The following is a 17,535-nucleotide window of genomic DNA, read 5'->3' on the forward strand; positions in this document are numbered from 1 at the left end:
AATTTAGCCAAAAAAATTCAAATATATTAGCATTCCGCAACATTCACCGCCACAGCCAAACCACCTTCCGAGGTTTCTTTGTATTTCGAATTCATGTCCAACGCCGTTTCCCACATTGACTTGATAACACTGTCCAAAGAGACTTTCGCTTTCGAAGGATCGCCATCTAACGCCAAAGATGCTGCTGTGATTGCTTTCATCGCACCCATAGAATTTCTTTCTATGCAAGGAATTTGAACAAGTCCGCCAATTGGGTCGCAAGTCAGTCCTAGATGATGTTCCATTGCGATTTCTGCGGCCATCAAAACTTGGGCTGGTGTTCCACCCGAAATCTCTGTAAGTCCAGCTGCTGCCATTGCGGACGAAACGCCCACTTCTGCCTGACAGCCACCCATTGCAGCAGAAATAGTTGCATTTTTTTTGAATAAAGTTCCAATTTCACCTGCAACCAATAGGAATCTGATAATATCTTCCTCAGAATTAAATTCAGTAAAAACCTGCGAATACATCAGAACTGCTGGAATCACACCACTTGCGCCGTTTGTAGGTGCCGTGATAATTCTTCCGAAAGAGGCATTTTCTTCATTGACAGCGAGTGCAAAACAAGAAACCCATTTTGTCACAGAACTGAAGGTTTTCTGGTCGCTTTTCACCATTTCGAACCACTCGTTCTTGTTTTTGTAAATCTGGGTTCCTAGGAGTTTTTCATTCATTTCAGAAGCTCGTCTTGTGACGTTGAGTCCGCCTGGTAAAATTCCTTTTTTGTTGATGCTTTTGTAAACGCAATCTTTGATGTTTTCCCAGATTTCCAATGCTTTCTGGCGCGTTTCTTCGTGCGTTCTCCAGGATTCTTCGTTTTGAAAAACCAAGTCTGAGATTTTATTAAGCTTGAGTTTATCAATATATTTCAGAATGTCGCTACCGTGATGACAAGGATAAAGCGTGCGGACACAACGGTCTTCCATCGAATTATCTTCGGTAGTGGCAACAAATCCGCCTCCAACGGAATAATAATCCTGACTGAAAACTTCACCATTTTCGAAAACCACTTTGAAAATCATCCCGTTTGGATGAAAATCGAGGGATTTTTCTTTGTTAAGGATTAAATGATGACCATAAATAAATGGCAACCAAATCTCTCCGCCAAGATGGATTTTTTGTTCTGATTTTATTTTATCAATTTTCTCATCAATCTTATTGGTATCAATCGTTCGGAAGTTTTCTCCGCTGAGGCCGAGCATTCCTGCAATATCGGTTCCGTGACCAACGCCAGTTTTTGCCAATGAGCCGAAGAATTCCACAAAAACTTCCTTCACTTCCTGCAAAGAATGATTGCGCTTGACCAAATCCAAAAACATCTTGGATGCGTTCCAAGGTCCCATTGTGTGGGAAGATGATGGTCCGATTCCGATTTTTATAATATCAAAAACACTGATAGATTCCATTAAGAAAAATTGATTGCGGTAAAAGTAATTGATTTTTGAAGTCTATGCAATTCGTCGTAAAAAATAGCGTTAAATCAAGCATCAATTAAAAATTACGATTTGAATATTAATCAACAAAATACATTATTTAAATGAATATAAAATATCAATTAGCCAAATATCATGAAAATAATTTAATTTTCATTTTATCGCATCAATATTTTATTTAACTTAGATAAGCGTTTATTTTTCAACGACTTCACTTGAGTAAATTATATTTTTCACCTTTAATTCTAAGTTTTATTGATTCAAAAATCAAATTATCATTAATGAAAAAAAATTAGAAATAGAAGATGATGTAAAATCGAATGCAAAAAGTGGGAAAATCACTTCAAAAAAATAACCATAAAACTAAACCAATGAAAATTCAAATTCTTGCTTTCTCTGCTATCATAGTAGCAACAAGCACCTTAAAAGCTCAATATCAATATCCCAAATCAAAAACAGTGGATGTTGTAGAAACGCATTGGGGAATGAAAATCAATGACCCGTACCGTTGGATTGAGGATATCAAAAATCCTGAAGTCATCAACTGGTTCAAAGCGCAATCGGAATACACCAATTCTCAATTGGCAAAAATGCCAGGGCAGGAAAAATTAGTCCAAGAATTCCGAGACCTGGATGCGATGCGCTCTGTGCGTTACAATCCTGTTGCAAAAGCTGGCGGACTGTCCTTTTATGATAAAAGTCTGCCCGGCGAGCAGGTGAATAAGTTTTATTCTAAAGACATCAAAACAGGAAAAGAAACCTTGATATTTGACCCGCAAACCCACGTGGCAGGTAAGACATTTGACTTTGAAACCTTTGTTAGCAATGATGGTTCGCGCATTCTATTTTCTCTGAGTGAGGCGGGAAATGAAGTGAGTGATTTGCATATTTATGATGTGAAATCAGGAAAATTTTTACCCGAAATCATTCCTTTGGCGCTTGGCCCATCGTTCGTTTCGGGAAGCAACGACCAAATCACGTACACACAACTGAAAAATTACGATGTGCACGACCCAGAAACGATGCTGAATATGCCGTGTAAAATTCACATTGTTGGAACGCCGGTTTCATCGGACAAAATTGTAATCAGCGCAACGACGCATCCAGATTTTGGTCTGCAACCGCAGGAAATGCCGAGCTTGATGACTTTTGAAAATTCTCCTTATCTATTCTTGGTAAAATTAACGGTTGAAAAAAATCTCACCATCTATTTTGCTCCCAAATCTGAACTGAATCAAACCAAAATCAATTGGAAACCTCTGACCTCAGCGTCTGACGAAGTTCAAAACATCATTGCTTACGGAAACGATTTGTACTTGCTTTCGGCCAAAGGAAATCCTCATTTTAATATTCTCAAAACCAATTTACAAAACCCGGACTTGAAGAAGGCAGAAATTGTTTTCAAAGGAAATCCAGAATGGAAAATTTCCAAAATATATTCGGCCAAAGATTTTATCATCATCAATAAAAGTAAAAATGAATTAATCATCAAACAATCCTTTTATGATTTGAAGACGGGAAAAATCTCATCACCAGAAATCAATTTGCAAGGAAATATCAAAGCGAGAAATATCTCCACGCAAGACAATGAAATATTGCTTGTGAACAGTGGTTGGAATATTCCCAATCAATTTTCAACCTTTGATTTGGAAACAGAGAAGATGACCAAAAATCCATTTGAAATCATTTACAAAATGCCCTTCGTCAAAAATCTGGTTGTGGAAGAAATTGAGGTGCGTTCACACGACGGCGCGATGGTTCCTCTGAGCATCATCTACGACAAAACCAAGGTACAGCGCGACGGAAAGAGCATCGGCTATATGTATGGCTACGGTTCTTATGGCACTTCGCTCACGCCGACTTTCCGTACGGAATTCATTCCACTACTAACAAAAGGAACCGTGATTGCCGTTGCGCACATACGTGGCGGTGGTGAAAAAGGCAACGACTGGCATTTGGGCGGAAAGAAAACGAACAAACCAAATACCTGGAAAGATTTCAATGCCTGTGCAGAATATTTGATTCAGAATAAATATGTTTCTGCTAAAAAATTGGCAATTACTGGCGGAAGCGCAGGCGGAATATTAATCGGGCGTGCAATAACAGAGCGACCAGATTTGTACAGAGTTGCAATCCCAGAAGTAGGAATGATGAACACCTTGCGTGCTGAATTTGACCCCAATGGTCCTGGAAATATTGCAGAATTTGGAACAATCAAAGATGAAACGGAATTCAAATCTTTGTTGGAAATGGATGCGTACCACCACATCAAAAAAGGTGAAAATTATCCTGCAATTCTGGTTACAACAGGTTTCAATGACCCAAGAGTGGCAAGTTACAATCCAGCAAAATTTGCAGGTAAAATGCAAAATGAAAATGGCTCCAAAAATCCCGTTTTCTTAGATGTGAATTACAATGCTGGACATTTTGGAGGCAGTACAAAAGATGAATATTTCAAAGAAGAATCTAAGAAAATCGCTTTTATCCTTTGGCAATGTGGACATCCGGATTTTCAAATTAAATAAAAAAAAAAATCTTATAACCCTAAACTCAAACACAATGAAACGAAAAAAATTTATCGCAAGTGCTTTGCTGGCAATACCGACACTTTCGTTTGCTGGCATCATCAATTTTGACCGTAAAAAAACCAATATTGACCAAGCTCCAAAAAAAGGAATTGTCATACGAGCGGACGAAAGCAGGTTTAATGGAAAACTTACAAAACCCAAAGATGCTTTTTTGCATTGCAAGGTTTCCTCGGTGGACACGCAGGAAGGCTTATTCATCCAAACCTCGACGCCCAAGATTTTCGAACGGATTGGCGGTCCGCCACCGCATATTCACAAGTACGAAGACGAAACCATTTACGTCGTTTCGGGTGAATTTGTCGTGCACATCGAAGGCGAGGATTTCAAAGTGAAAACCGGCGACACGGCTTTTATTCCGAGAGGAACTTTGCACACCATCATCAATCCAATTGAAAATAATCCTGGAACTGTGGTCGTCATTTGTTCACCGGCTCCTAAAAAAGTGGAAGATTTCTTCGGTTATATCAGTGAAAATGGAACCATTTCGCCAGACATTATTCCGGAAGGTTGGGATTAATTTTCATCAAACAAAAATCGTCTTCAAAATCTCGGACACTTCTTTCGGTTTGGTGGCTGGGAAAAGGTGTGTTGCATTTTTGATAACGAAATCTGGTTGGGAATTTTTAATCGGAAAAACGATGTCTTTGTCCGCCAAAATCTGAATGACATCGGGAATTTTATCGAATTTCCAATGCGCGACCTTGTCCATAGACCATTTGAGGTAATAGGGGTCTTTCACTCGGAAATATTGATTTAATCTCGGATTTTTCGGGTCGAATAATTTTCTAAAAAATGAATAAAACAGAGTCGTGTTGCCATTGAAAACCCTCGTCGGAATGTATTTGATAGCGTTGGTTTTTTGGCCAGCTTTTATTAGCCTTGACTTTTCTGCATCACAACGAATACTTCCCAGAATGACGATTTTTTTTGCAGGTTTCAATTTGTGAATTTCCTGTACGATGATTCCGCCGAAAGAATAACCTAACAAATAAAATTCCTCGGAATCGTCTATGGATTCTGACATTCTTAAAATATATTCGTAGAAATCTTCGTTGAGATTCGGAATCAGCCAAGGAATGTGAACGACCTCAATATTTGGATTGAAGGTGAGTTTTTCCAGGACTTTTTCGTCTGCACCGAGACCGCTGATGGTGTAAAGTTTCATTAATCAAATTTAATAACAAAAAAAGAGCAGAAAAAATCTGCCCTTCAAAATTATCTATTTTAGGTAAAATTATTTTACGCTGATTTTCACTTTCATATCAACTTCGTCTTTTACCATTACATCTTGCATTGTAGATTTGTAAGCCACGTCAAATTTCTGTCTGTCGAAAGAGAATTTGTCAGACTCCAAAGTCACAACACCGTTTGCAGAAGTGATTTTTGCAGGGAAAGAAACTGGTGCTGTTTTACCTTTCACAGTCAAGTTTCCGTTTACCACAAAGTTGTAATCTTTGTTTGTGTTTTTCTTTACAGAAGTGATTTTGTAAGTCGCAGTCGGGAATTTTTCAACTTCGAAGAAATCACCATTTTTCAAGTGACCGTTCAGTTTTCCTTGGTATTCGCCAGTCAAATCTGTAGCCGTCAAACTTGTCATATCCAATACGAAAGTTCCACCTACAACTGCTCCATTTTTAAGAACAAGGTTTCCAGATTTTACGTTTACAGTTCCATCGTGAGAAGATGCTTCTGTTTTAGCGATTTTATATCCCCACCAGTGTACGTCTGAGCTTGTCAATTTTTTTGTTTGTCCGAAAGCCAATCCGCTAACCAATACTGCAAGTAATGCTACTTTTTTCATTATTTTTTTAATTATTTAATGATGCAAATCTACTTAGAATCATTCAAAATAAATATTGATGTATGATAAGTTTTTAAAAAATAAAGCCCACATTCGAAAATGAGGGCTTTAATTGTACATAGTTTATTGAAAAATGTTTTGATTTCTCCGGTTCATCAAAGAACGAAAAAATTAGAATCTACTTACCTAATGGAATGTTGTAGCTAAATCCTACACCAATCGCGCCAGCGTTATATTTCTGGTCTGCAATCTGGCCTTTGTCACCAGTAAAAGTCTTGTTGTACTGTGCAAAGAAGTTCCAATCACGGTTGTGGTAACCAATTTCTGGTTTGATGTAGAAACCTCCGTCTGGTCTTGTAACAGCTACGTTTTCTGCAACATAATCATCTCCAACGATGAATCCGTAACCAACATCAGCTCCGAAATAGAATCCCATTTCTTTTGGATACACTCGGAAAAGTGCTGCTACTGGAATTACTCCAAAGTCATTGTTTCTCACATCTACGTTCACGCCGTTGATGGCTACATTTCTATCTTTTCCAAAATAGTTGTTGTAACCAGTGGCGATACCCAAACCAAAACCTGGCGTCACCAAATGTTGGTAAGATAAATCTACACCAAGGTTTGCAGCCGTGTTACCACCTGTAGAAACACCGCCATTCAAGCCTACTTTTAACATATTAGTCATATTTGCACTTTGTGCAGACAATAATCCTCCTGCCAAAATTCCGGCTCCTGCTATTAATTGTTTTAAAGACTTCATATTTTTAAATTTTAAATTTTACAAAGGTCTTACTTGTAAATACCGTGCCAAAGCTGAAATATTGTTTGACCAATCTAACATTAGAAAAATCAATCGTCTAATTTTCAATCCATTAAAATCACAATTAAATATTAAAACTTATTCACAAACCGATGTTTTCATAATTTTTGATGTCATCATTACTTTCAAATTTCTGTAATGGAAAAAATTGACAGATATGAACAACTTTCTTAAGAATAAACATTTGGCTTCCAGAGCGGGTTTTGGCGTTCACCACAACAATATCGAGAAACTGAAGAGCAGCAATCAAAAGAAACTTTATGAGCAATTGAAGTCAACTTCCAACTATAAACCGATTGAAATTGAAGCTTACAAAATCTCTTATGCTCAGTATCAAGAAATGTCCAAAGCGACTGATAAAAAGCCAGTTAATCTTTATAATAAAAACCACAATGCAGCCATAGGAAAGGCTTGGCAGGATTTGATGATTAACAGTCCCAATCAGCTTCAGGAAAAGATGGCGCTTTTCTGGCACGGCCATTTTGCCACGAGGATTCAGCAATCTCTTTTTAATGTTGATATCATTAATATTTTCAGGAAGAATGCCCTGGGAAGTTTTCGGGATTTGGTCTTCGAAGTTTCAAAATCGCCGGCTATGTTGAATTTCCTTAATAACCAACAAAACAAAAAAGCCAAAGCCAACGAGAACTTCGCCCGGGAATTGATGGAACTTTTCACGGTTGGCAGAGGAAATCTTTACACTGAGAAAGACATCAAAGAATCTGCAAGAGCTTTCACAGGCTGGAGTTATGACGAAAATGGAGAATTCCGTGAAAACTTAAAACAGCACGATTCCGGAGAAAAGGAATTTCTTGGAAAGCGAGGAAACTTTACAGGAACCGATATCATTAATATGATTCTTGAAAAACCTGAATGTGCGGAATTTATCACCAGAAAAATTTATAAATATTTGGTCAATGAAACGCCGGAAGAGAAATTAATCAAATCCTTAAGCCAGAAATTCTCCGAATCGGATTACCAGATTTTGACTTTGTTGGATGAGATTTTCCTTTCCAACTGGTTTTATTCTGAGAATAATATTGGCGCCAGAGTCAAATCCCCGATTGATTTGATTGTCGGAATCCGCAGAATAATGCCAATGGACACGAAAGACGGAAATATGATTTACAACTTCGAAAGACTTCTCGGACAACATCTTTTACAGCCACCAAACGTCGCAGGTTGGCCATCCGGAACTGAATGGATTGACAGCTCTACCCTATTATTAAGGATGAAAATCCCATCTGTAATGGCTGGCTACAAAACGCTTGACGTAGAACCAAAACCGAACGACGACGTGAATATGGGAAGAGGCGAAAACAAAGTGGTCGTGAACAAAAATCAGAATAAAATCAGCATCCACTGGGAAAGTATTAGTAACATTTTGGATGAAGACCTGTTCAGTTTGCTCCTGCCAAATCCCACCGAAAAACTCAGAAATATGATTAATGAGTTCAATACGGATAAGAGCAAACAACATTTGATGATTAGTATAATGTCGACGCCGGAATATCAACTTTGTTAAAAATAAGCCGTTATGATTATCAATAGAAAAACGTTTATACGAACCAGCAGTCTTGCCGCTGCCTCATTTCTGTTCCCAAATTTCCTAAGTGCGCTGACACTTCCGGAAGCGATTGAAATGAATGGAAAAACGCTCATCATTCTTCAACTTTCTGGTGGTAATGACGGACTGAATACCATTATTCCTATTAAAAATGATATCTATTACAGCTCAAGAAATCAAATCTCCATCAAAGAAGAAACGGCGCTCTTGCTGACGGATGATGCAGCCATCAATCCGAGTTTGAAATATTTCAAAAACCTCTACGATAATGGCGAATTGGCGGTGATGAACAATGTTGGTTATCCTGAACCGAACAAATCGCATTTTCGAAGTATGGACATCTGGCAATCCGCAAGTGGGAGTAACGAATTCATCAATTCCGGCTGGCTTGGACGATATCTGGATGAGGCTTGCCACGACTGCACCAATCCGACGCAAGCGATTGAAGTTGATGACCTGCTAAGTCTCGCAATGAAAGGCGAAAACAAAAAAGCAATCGCTTTGAAAGACCCAAAAAAGTTATTCGATAACAGTCAGGAATCGCTTTATAAAAAACTGGCCGCGGACAATCACGACCACGACCACGATTTGGCAAGTTATCTTTACAACACGCTGGGAAATACGGTCAACAATTCAGAATATGTCTTCAAAGAAAGCAAAGCTAAACCGACGGACAAAGTTTATCCAAGCACGCAGATTGGAAAAGACTTCAAAACAATTGCGTCCTTGATTAAATCGGATATCAATACGCAAGTCTATTACCTTTCTGTTGGCAGTTTTGATACGCACACCAATCAGAATCAAAGACAGAATCAGTTGTTTAAAACGATTGATGAAGCGGTGGAAGTTTTTGTGAAGGATATGAAGGAGAACGGGAAATTCGATGATGTGATGATTATGACCTTCTCAGAATTCGGGCGACGCGTGGCGCAGAATGCAAGTAACGGAACCGACCACGGAACGGCCAACCAAATGTTCTTCATCAGCGGCGGACTCAAGAAAAAAGGACTTTTGAATCCACTTCCGGACTTAACCAAACTTAATGACGGTGACTTGATTTACACTGAAGATTTCCGAAAAGTTTACGCCACAGTTCTGAAAAGATGGTTGAATACCAATGACCAGAAAATACTTGGAAAGGATAATGGTTACTACGATTTTATTTAATTTCTAACTTTAAAAAGCATCTTTATAGTTTACATCAATCATTCATTTTGATGTAAACTACATTTTATGTTGCACACAATATAATTTTACACCATACATTTGTACCATCAAATAATAATTAAATCATCAACAAAATGAAAACATTGTACAGCATTGGCGCTACAGCCACAGGAGGCAGAAACGGAAACGTAAAAAGTGATAACGGAATTCTTGACCTAGAAGTGAGAATGCCAAAAGGATTAGGTGGCGCAAACGACGATTTTGCCAACCCAGAAATGCTTTTTGCAGCAGGATATTCAGCTTGTTTTGACAGCGCACTGAACTTGGTCATTAAACAAAGTAAAATAGAAACTGGCGAAACGACCGTAATAGCAAAAGTTGGAATCGGACAAATCGAGAACGGTGGTTTTGGATTGGAAGCCGAATTGCACGCGAACATTCCAGGTGTTTCTTTGGAACAAGCTCAGGAATTGATTGAGAAAGCACATCAAATCTGTCCATATTCCAATGCAACAAGAGGAAATATGGAAGTGAAATTGACGGTAAGCAACGACTAAAATTTGTTTGTCCAAACTCGTCCTCAGACTCAGTTCAGGATGACACAGAAATAAAATCTGTTATCTTTGAAAATTGCAAACGATTAAATTAAAAAGACCAATATGGAAGATCTACTAAAACTCGACAAGCAATTATGTTTCTCCGTTTACGTTTTACACCGCGAAATAATGCAGTGCTATCGATCAATCCTAAAAGATATTGGCTTGACTTATCCGCAATACATTGCAATGATGACACTTTGGGAAAAGGACGATTTGACCGTCAACCAAGTTGGAGAAATCTTGCAATTGGATAATGGAACTTTGACACCGTTGCTGAAACGTTTGGAATCCAAAGATTATCTGACTCGCAAACGAAGCAAAGAAGACGAGCGTGTGGTGAAAATCCACCTTACAGAAAAAGGCAGAAAGCTGAAGGAAAAAGCCATTTGCATTCCCTTCGAATTGGCGAAAGCAATGAATTTGAGTGTCGAAGAAATGACGCAACTGAAAGCTTTATCCGATAAAGTCGTCAAACAAATCTATGAGTAACAAAAAGTGCTATTTGGAAATCCGAATAGCGCTTTTTTTATTTTTAATGGAATTGAATTAATATTCAAAAAGGACACTTCCCCAAGTGAAACCACTTCCGAAAGCGGACATACAAACCAAATCGCCGCGTTTCATTCTGCCTTCCAAGATGGCTTCACTCAAAGCAATTGGAATAGAAGCAGCGGTTGTGTTTCCATATTTTTGGATATTCACGAAGACTTTCTCGTCTGGCAAATGCAACAATTGCTGAACGTATTGTGCAATTCTGATATTCGCCTGGTGTGGAATGAGTAAATCCAAATCGTCAATCTTCTTACCTGCTTTTTCCAAAGCTTCCAATATCGTTTCTGGGAATCTTGTCACAGCGTGTTTGAAAACGAAGTTTCCATTCATTACTGGATAGATATCTTCTGAGGTTACAGAGTCTGGGTTTGTCAGTAAGGTGTCGCTCCAACCCAATTTGGTTCCAGGGAATTTCACGGCCAGTTCTTCTGCATATTTCCCTTCGGAGTGCATATTGACAGACAAGATTCCTTTCGCATTGGCATCTTCACTGGCTGATAAAACCACTGCCCCAGCGCCATCTCCGAAGATGACAGAAACACCTCGGCCAGCATCAGAAAAATCCAGTCCGAAAGAGTGGATCTCTGCACCGACTACCAAAACATTCTTGTACAATCCAGATTTGATGAAAGCATCTGCGACGCTCATTGCATAGACGAATCCTGAACACTGATTTCTAACATCCAAGGCGCCTATCGTTCCACAACCCAACAAATCCTGCAAAAGAACACCTGAACCTGGAAAATAGTAATCCGGAGAAAGCGTTGCAAAAACAATATAATCAATGTCTTGGGCGGTGAGGTTGGCATTTTTCAGAGCGATTTCTGATGCTTTGAAACCGTAGAAAGAAGTCGTCTCTTCGGAATCGACGCGGTTCTTGCGGTGTCTTCTTTCTTTGATGCCTGTTCTCTCGGTGATCCACTCATCGTTGGTGGTCATCAGTTTGGAAAGGTCATCGTTGGTCACGATATTTTCAGGAACGTAATGGCCTACGCCTGAGATTACACTTTTGATCATTTTGGTATTTTAAAAGTACCTGCAAAAATAATTATTTTATTTGTTACATAGGTTTTTTTATTGGAAGTTAGAATTGAGAGGTTAGATATTAGACTGATTCACAAGCAAATAAATAACACAAAATGGATAGTTCTTTTGTCTTGACACAAAAGAACCAAAAAGTCAAGACGGGGAAACTCAGCTAAAATTTTAAATAAATTCCTAAAAAATCCAAACTTGCCGCCAGCGCATTTCCAGCATCAGCTTCAAACAGTGGATTTTTCTTAACGTAATTTCTTTAAAATTTCTTAACGCTTCCGTTTCCTATGTCGAAGTAGGTGAAAGCTTCAATGGATGACAAATCTTGATTGTTGCGAAGCGCAGCCCGGCTTGAACGGAAATCCTTTTTTGCTTTGACTTAATGTTCTCCTTAAACCGAAATGGTCTGCAAAAAAGATTGGGAGTGGAAGACGGATAAAGCTGCCCAAATAATTTGAATGACCGATTTGTATCAAGTGATTGTAATTTTATTTAGTTTTGCGATATGCCAATCGAACAGAAATACAAATCAAAGCACTGGGAATGGGTGGATGTCACGGCTCCCACCGAGGAAGACCTGCAGTTCCTGCATCAGCGTTATCATATCAATTACCTGCTTTTGGAGGATACGATAGACCCAAACCACCTTCCAAAATACGAGGAAGTGGGCGATGTGAAGTTCTTTCTGACCCGCGAATCCACCGACCTGGAGAAGAGAACGCTGAACACCATCAGTGATATCAGCAGTAAGCTCGGCATATTCTTGCTGCCAAAACTCATCATCACCACGCACCGGACCAAGAGCAAAAGCATCAATGAACTATGCTCGGAACTGGACAAGGAAGATATCGATTCGGTCAAAATTGATGATCTGGCCTTGCGATTGGCTCTCAAAATCATGAAAAGTTTTGACGACGAAAGTGCCAGTCTGCTGGAGGTGATGGATGCGATGGAGAACGAGATCTTCCTGAAAAACACCAACGATTCTGTACAGATCAGAAGACTCTATAAACTGAAACGCAAGTCTGGCCTCAATACCAGGATCCTGAATATGTCCGGCGAATGGATCTCAAAATTCAAAACCCTGGATCTAGAGGATGTGCAGGTGATGGACCTCATCGACAAGCAGAAGGATGTGATTGCAGATTTTGACCACCTGAATGCGCAGACGACCAACTTGATATCGATGTTCCTGGCGCTATCTGACCAGAAAGCAAACCAGGTGATGAAGCTTTTGGCCATCTATTCGGTATACTTTTTACCGATCACCTTCATTGCAGGTGTCTACGGGATGAACTTCGATAATATGCCGGAACTCCATCATAAGCATGGTTATTTCATCACCATCGGCGTGATGCTGACCATCGTTGCTGTCACCTTTATCTATATGCGTAGAAAACGTTGGTAGCACCTATGGATTCAGAATTGATGATGTTCTACAATGTGGAGAATCTCTTTCCGCCCGATTCTGGAGCTGATGAAAAGCCTGCTTCCGGATTTCGCAATTGGGACAGCTACAAGTACAATCTGAAGATCCGAAAACTCAGCAATTTCTTTCGATTCGTAGAGGAAGATCATGGGCAATTGCCGTCCATCATTGGTTTGGCAGAGATTGGCGACAGGTCGGTCTTAGAAGATCTGCTTAATGAAAATTCACCGATTCAGAATTATGAGATCATCTATCAAAAATCCCAGGATTCCAGAGGATTGAGTGTAGCGCTGTTGTTTGATCAGGCGAAATATACCTTGGTACAATTCAATACTTTGAAGTTTCTGATGGATGAAAGTGTGGCATTCGATACCCGAGACATTCTTCATGTTGAACTCTTATTTGAGGGGAAGAAGCTTCACATTTTTGTTTGCCACCTACCTTCCAAAAGAGAGAAAGATATTAAGAAAGCACAACGGAATTATATCATTAACCAACTACATTATACCATTCAGAATTTTGTTGACAAAGGAGAACCAATCATCTTGATGGGTGATTTTAATGAGAATCCTGATGCTGAGGAATTGCAACAATTCCTAACTAATGATAATGGCAAAAAGATGCTGAGCAATCCTTTTGAAGCGCTGTTTCTTGATGGTCAATTCTCGACCTATCACGGCAAGAAAGGTCTTTGTTTTGACCAGATCTTCTACAGTGAGAATTTGCTTATCGAACAATTTAAATTTCAAACCATCTCTGCTGAAATCTATAACACTCCCCGACTTCGAAACAAAGACCGCAAGAATAGCAACTATCCAATGAGGACTTATTCCGGGTCGAGGTATATTGGTGGGTGGAGTGACCACTTTCCGGTGGTGGTGAAGCTTAGCAAGTAGATAACACTCCAAATATGTACATTAAAAAAATCCACTCTCTCAAGTGGATTCTTCATTCTAAATCACGGTATGCTCGCCTAGATAGAAACTGTTGCTTGCAAAGGTCTGCCTCTCTGTATTGAGATAGGCCCAGACCTCTATGCTTTTGCCAATGCAGAAGCTTGGGAGTGTGACACTGGCTAGCAGGTCTGAGCGTATCGCGATGCCTTCAAAGATTTGAAAATCGTTCAGTTCTTTGCAGTAGCTTACCAGATTGACTTGGTCTGATGCCGACGCATTGCCTTGTGCACTATTGTCTTCCCACTCCAGATCTAGAACACCGCGTGCCTGGGGCGTGAGCACCGCATTTTGAAAGCCCGTGAGTTCACCTTTAGTGATCATGACTTTGTTGTAGATCAGTTCTGGAATGCCAGCCACCACTTGGATGGCTTCATTGATGGTGTACGAGGTCGCCAGATTCACTCTGGATTTTACCCCACTACTCGACCCAAAATACTCAGACAGGATGGTTTTGAGCGGTTGTAGAAAAGCCACCGCCAGTTTGAACCTGGCCTGTTGCAGAAGCTGTTTCTCGGTGGGTTCTTTCTGTGATGGTTTTGGAAGACTTCGCATGATGTCTTTGCCACGCCAGTTGGCGCCCACTACAGTCCCTACTTTTCCTGAAAATCCGCCAAGGATCCCTTTGTTGAATGTTGCCATACCTAATAATTTTTAATGTTTGGTAAGGCGAAATTAAAACAGAAAACAATCGCTTGTACATGCCTGACGGGCTTTGACCGATTTTGACTGGATTTGGTAGGAAATGACTGGTTGCTTTTGGTTTCCTTCGGGTCATCCAGCACTTTTATTCGGGTCTTGTTCGGAAAAAAGATGTTTTTTCCGAACAAGACCCGAAGGAATGCCGAAGATGATCCGAAGCTTTACCTCTTTTTCTTCAGCACAGAAGAGATGTCGTAATAAATTTTGCCCTTTCTGATAACAAAATCTATCAGACCTTCCTTGCGCCAACGATAGAGGGTGCTGTCGCTTATTTTCAGTTCACGTTTTGCGTCAGCGGCATCTTTATAGTCGGTCTCCTGATGATTGACTGGTATTGGAAGTCGTTCTTTTAGTAGATCTGTCAATTCTTGGTAGGAGTTAGCAATGTAAAGGAACAGATCCTCCAATGTAAAATTGTTTTTGTTTTTCATAATTTGTGGTTTTTGATGGGATTAAATTAATAAAAAAAACAAAACAATAATCTCCATAAGTCACAAAAATTCAATACTTTAAAGACTTAATAATGATAATAAAATATATTTTTAATTTGTTCAAAAAACAGTTTTGATGAGGTCACCAACTACCATTTTAACTTCAGTCAATTTCACGGTTCCTATTTTGAAAATTTTGGGATGATGCAATCTTCAGTTTTCATTACAAAACACTATTTTCGCTTTTCAAAACTTAGAGATGACTTCTTCAGACTTTATACAGAAACAGCTAAATATATCCTCCAAAAGCATAGATAGCACCCTTCAGCTCCTTGCAGAAGATTGCACCATTCCCTTCATTGCCCGCTACAGAAAAGACCGCACCGGTAATCTGGACGAGGTGGCGATTGAAAATATCTTCAAGCTAAACAAACAGTTTGACGAGATCACGAAACGGAAAGAAAGCATCCTGAAATCCATCGAAGAACAGAATGCGCTGAGTCCTGAACTCAAACAAAAAATAGAACAGAGTTTTGACCTTCAGGAATTGGAAGACCTCTATCTGCCTTACAAAAAACGAAAGAAAACCAAAGCGGATTCAGCCAGAGAAAAAGGTTTGGAACCGTTGGCTAAAATCATTATGAGTCAGCGCAATGACGATGTGGAATTTCTTGCTTCAAAATACCTCAACAAGGATGTGGCAAATGAAGTAGAAGCTTTGCAAGGCGCGAGAGACATCATGGCAGAATGGATCAATGAAAATCTGTACATCCGAAAAAACCTCCGAAGACTTTTTCAAAGAAAAGCAATTATTACTTCGAAAGTTGTAAAGGTTAAAAAAGAAGATGAAGCCGCTCAGAAATTCTCCCAATATTTTGAATGGCAGGAAGCACTGAACCGAATCCCAAGCCACAGATTGCTGGCAATGCTCCGAGCAGAAAATGAAGGTTTTGTGAAAGTTTCTGTCGATGTTGACAAAGAAGAAGCGCTAGAACTGATGGAAAATGCCGTCATCAAAAGCAACAATTCCACGACTAAACAAATAGAACTCGCCATTGCAGATTCTTACAAACGACTGTTGGAACCAGCCATTTCCAATGAAACGTTGCAGGAATCCAAAGAAAAAGCGGACATCAAAGCTATTGAAGTTTTCTCTGAGAATCTTCAGCAATTATTGCTAGCGTCGCCATTGGGAGAAAAAAGGATTTTGGCCATCGACCCAGGATTCAGAACCGGTTGCAAAGTCGTCTGTCTAGATGAAAAAGGCGACCTGCTAAACAACGAAACCATCTATCCACACGCGCCACAGAACGAAACCGGAATGGCGATGAAGAAAATCCGCTCGATGGTGAATGCCTATAATATTCAGGCCATTTCCATTGGAAACGGAACGGCAGGACGAGAAACGGAATTTTTCATTAAGAAAATCGCTTTTGATAAACCAATTCAGGTTTTTGTGGTGTCAGAAGCTGGAGCCTCCATCTATTCGGCTAGCAAGATTGCCCGAGATGAGTTCCCAAATTATGACGTCACGGTTCGAGGTGCAGTTTCCATCGGACGAAGATTGGCCGACCCGTTGGCAGAACTCGTAAAAATAGATGCCAAATCCATTGGTGTTGGGCAGTATCAGCACGATGTGGACCAGACCAAACTGAAAGAGGAATTGGACAATACGGTCATCCGCTCCGTGAACTCAGTTGGTGTGAACCTGAATACAGCCAGCAAATCGCTATTAAGTTATGTTTCTGGAATCGGAGAGAAAATGGCCGAAAACATCGTTAACTATCGAACAGAAAATGGCGCCTTCACGGAAAGAAAAGAACTTAAAAAAGTACCAAGATTGGGCGAAAAAGCATATCAACAAGCTGCAGCTTTTGTCAGAATCAAGAATGCAAAAAATCCTTTGGATAATTCGGCGGTGCATCCGGAAGCTTATAAGACCATTGAGAAAATGGCGAAAGACCTAGGCCTTAAAACCGAAAATTTGATTTCAAATAAAGAAAAAATCGCCCTCATCAATCCAGAAAAATACATCACGCCAGAAATAGGAATTCTAGGAATTAAGGATATTTTGAAAGAATTAGAAAAGCCAGGATTAGACCCAAGAAAAGCAGCTAAAGTTTTCGAGTTTGACCCAAATGTAAAATCAATTAAAAATCTCAACCCAGGAATGATTCTTCCAGGCATCGTGAACAACATTACGGCGTTCGGTTGCTTCGTAGACCTTGGAATCAAAGAAAGTGGATTGGTTCATATTTCACAATTGAAAGACGGTTTTGTTTCGGATGTGAATGAAGTGGTGAAGCTTCATCAGCACGTTCAGGTGAAAGTGGTTGAAGTGGATGAGGCGAGGAAAAGAATCCAGTTGACGATGATTTTGTAAGCGTTAACCACAAAAGTCACAAAAGAGAAATCT

16 protein-coding genes are annotated in these 17,535 nt (G+C 39.7%); 9 read left to right on the forward strand and 7 right to left on the reverse strand.

Translation table 11 applies throughout. The features are described 5' to 3' along the window. Positions 1 to 26: 26 nt before the first annotated feature. Positions 27 to 1,445 carry an L-serine ammonia-lyase gene (locus BMW39_RS11515; RefSeq protein ID WP_034975553.1) on the reverse strand — a complete coding sequence of 473 codons (1,419 nt, stop codon included), beginning with the start codon at positions 1,443 to 1,445 and terminating at the stop codon, positions 27 to 29. A 398-nt stretch (positions 1,446 to 1,843) separates the two neighbouring features. Here BMW39_RS11515 and BMW39_RS11520 point away from each other — a divergent pair, with 398 nt between their 5' ends. Then, positions 1,844 to 3,997 carry a prolyl oligopeptidase family serine peptidase gene (locus tag BMW39_RS11520; protein ID WP_165569344.1) on the forward strand — a complete coding sequence of 718 codons (2,154 nt, stop codon included), beginning with the start codon at positions 1,844 to 1,846 and terminating at the stop codon, positions 3,995 to 3,997. A gap of 34 nt (positions 3,998 to 4,031) precedes the next feature. Next, entirely contained in the window at positions 4,032 to 4,577 is a 546-nt protein-coding gene (locus tag BMW39_RS11525) for a cupin domain-containing protein (protein ID WP_165569345.1), read from the forward strand. Positions 4,578 to 4,583: 6 nt separating this feature from the next. On the opposite strand, the gene BMW39_RS11530 is transcribed toward BMW39_RS11525, so the two are convergent. The 3 genes from BMW39_RS11530 to BMW39_RS11540 all read right to left on the reverse strand — a co-directional run bounded on the left by BMW39_RS11530 (position 4,584) and on the right by BMW39_RS11540 (position 6,624). Beyond that, positions 4,584 to 5,225 (reverse strand): alpha/beta hydrolase, encoded by a 642-nt coding sequence (locus tag BMW39_RS11530; RefSeq protein WP_034975557.1) that lies wholly within the window; start codon positions 5,223 to 5,225, stop codon positions 4,584 to 4,586. Between the two features lie 69 nt (positions 5,226 to 5,294). Next, positions 5,295 to 5,861, reverse strand: coding sequence for a YceI family protein (locus tag BMW39_RS11535; RefSeq protein ID WP_034975560.1), 567 nt, complete (start codon positions 5,859 to 5,861; stop codon positions 5,295 to 5,297). 178 nt (positions 5,862 to 6,039) lie between these two features. Beyond that, positions 6,040 to 6,624 (reverse strand): hypothetical protein, encoded by a 585-nt coding sequence (locus tag BMW39_RS11540; protein WP_034975561.1) that lies wholly within the window; start codon positions 6,622 to 6,624, stop codon positions 6,040 to 6,042. 217 nt (positions 6,625 to 6,841) lie between these two features. Between BMW39_RS11540 and BMW39_RS11545 the strand changes: the two genes are divergently transcribed. The 4 genes from BMW39_RS11545 (at position 6,842) to BMW39_RS11560 (ending at position 10,506) form a co-directional block, all read left to right on the forward strand. Beyond that, complete coding sequence (locus BMW39_RS11545) at positions 6,842 to 8,209, forward strand: DUF1800 domain-containing protein (protein ID WP_034975562.1); 1,368 nt, start codon at positions 6,842 to 6,844, stop codon at positions 8,207 to 8,209. Between the two features lie 12 nt (positions 8,210 to 8,221). After that, complete coding sequence (locus BMW39_RS11550; RefSeq protein ID WP_034975563.1) at positions 8,222 to 9,418, forward strand: DUF1501 domain-containing protein; 1,197 nt, start codon at positions 8,222 to 8,224, stop codon at positions 9,416 to 9,418. Positions 9,419 to 9,552: 134 nt separating this feature from the next. Continuing rightward, complete coding sequence (locus tag BMW39_RS11555) at positions 9,553 to 9,975, forward strand: organic hydroperoxide resistance protein (RefSeq protein ID WP_034975564.1); 423 nt, start codon at positions 9,553 to 9,555, stop codon at positions 9,973 to 9,975. Positions 9,976 to 10,077: 102 nt separating this feature from the next. Beyond that, the gene (locus BMW39_RS11560; protein WP_034975565.1) at positions 10,078 to 10,506 is read left to right on the forward strand and encodes a MarR family winged helix-turn-helix transcriptional regulator; all 429 of its coding nucleotides are present in this window, start codon (positions 10,078 to 10,080) and stop codon (positions 10,504 to 10,506) included. Positions 10,507 to 10,563: 57 nt separating this feature from the next. On the opposite strand, the gene BMW39_RS11565 is transcribed toward BMW39_RS11560, so the two are convergent. Next, positions 10,564 to 11,586, reverse strand: a complete 1,023-nt coding sequence (locus BMW39_RS11565; RefSeq protein WP_034975566.1) for a 3-oxoacyl-ACP synthase III family protein — start codon at positions 11,584 to 11,586, stop codon at positions 10,564 to 10,566. Between the two features lie 523 nt (positions 11,587 to 12,109). Between BMW39_RS11565 and BMW39_RS11570 the strand changes: the two genes are divergently transcribed. After that, complete coding sequence (locus tag BMW39_RS11570; protein ID WP_034975567.1) at positions 12,110 to 13,012, forward strand: magnesium transporter CorA family protein; 903 nt, start codon at positions 12,110 to 12,112, stop codon at positions 13,010 to 13,012. Between the two features lie 5 nt (positions 13,013 to 13,017). Beyond that, positions 13,018 to 13,929: an endonuclease/exonuclease/phosphatase family protein gene (locus tag BMW39_RS11575; RefSeq protein ID WP_034975568.1), complete on the forward strand. Its 912-nt coding sequence runs from the start codon at positions 13,018 to 13,020 to the stop codon at positions 13,927 to 13,929. 57 nt (positions 13,930 to 13,986) lie between these two features. Here the strand turns inward: BMW39_RS11575 and BMW39_RS11580 are convergent, their stop codons facing one another. Both BMW39_RS11580 and BMW39_RS11585 read right to left on the reverse strand, forming a co-directional pair. Beyond that, complete coding sequence (locus BMW39_RS11580) at positions 13,987 to 14,628, reverse strand: DUF6266 family protein (RefSeq protein WP_034975570.1); 642 nt, start codon at positions 14,626 to 14,628, stop codon at positions 13,987 to 13,989. A gap of 221 nt (positions 14,629 to 14,849) precedes the next feature. Then, positions 14,850 to 15,119: a helix-turn-helix domain-containing protein gene (locus BMW39_RS11585; protein ID WP_034975572.1), complete on the reverse strand. Its 270-nt coding sequence runs from the start codon at positions 15,117 to 15,119 to the stop codon at positions 14,850 to 14,852. Positions 15,120 to 15,378: 259 nt separating this feature from the next. Between BMW39_RS11585 and BMW39_RS11590 the strand changes: the two genes are divergently transcribed. Beyond that, positions 15,379 to 17,502, forward strand: a complete 2,124-nt coding sequence (locus BMW39_RS11590; RefSeq protein WP_034975573.1) for a Tex family protein — start codon at positions 15,379 to 15,381, stop codon at positions 17,500 to 17,502. The last annotated feature ends 33 nt before the right edge of the window (positions 17,503 to 17,535 follow it).

The organism is Epilithonimonas lactis, assembly GCF_900110605.1.
Classification (GTDB): Bacteria; Bacteroidota; Bacteroidia; order Flavobacteriales; family Weeksellaceae; genus Epilithonimonas; species Epilithonimonas lactis.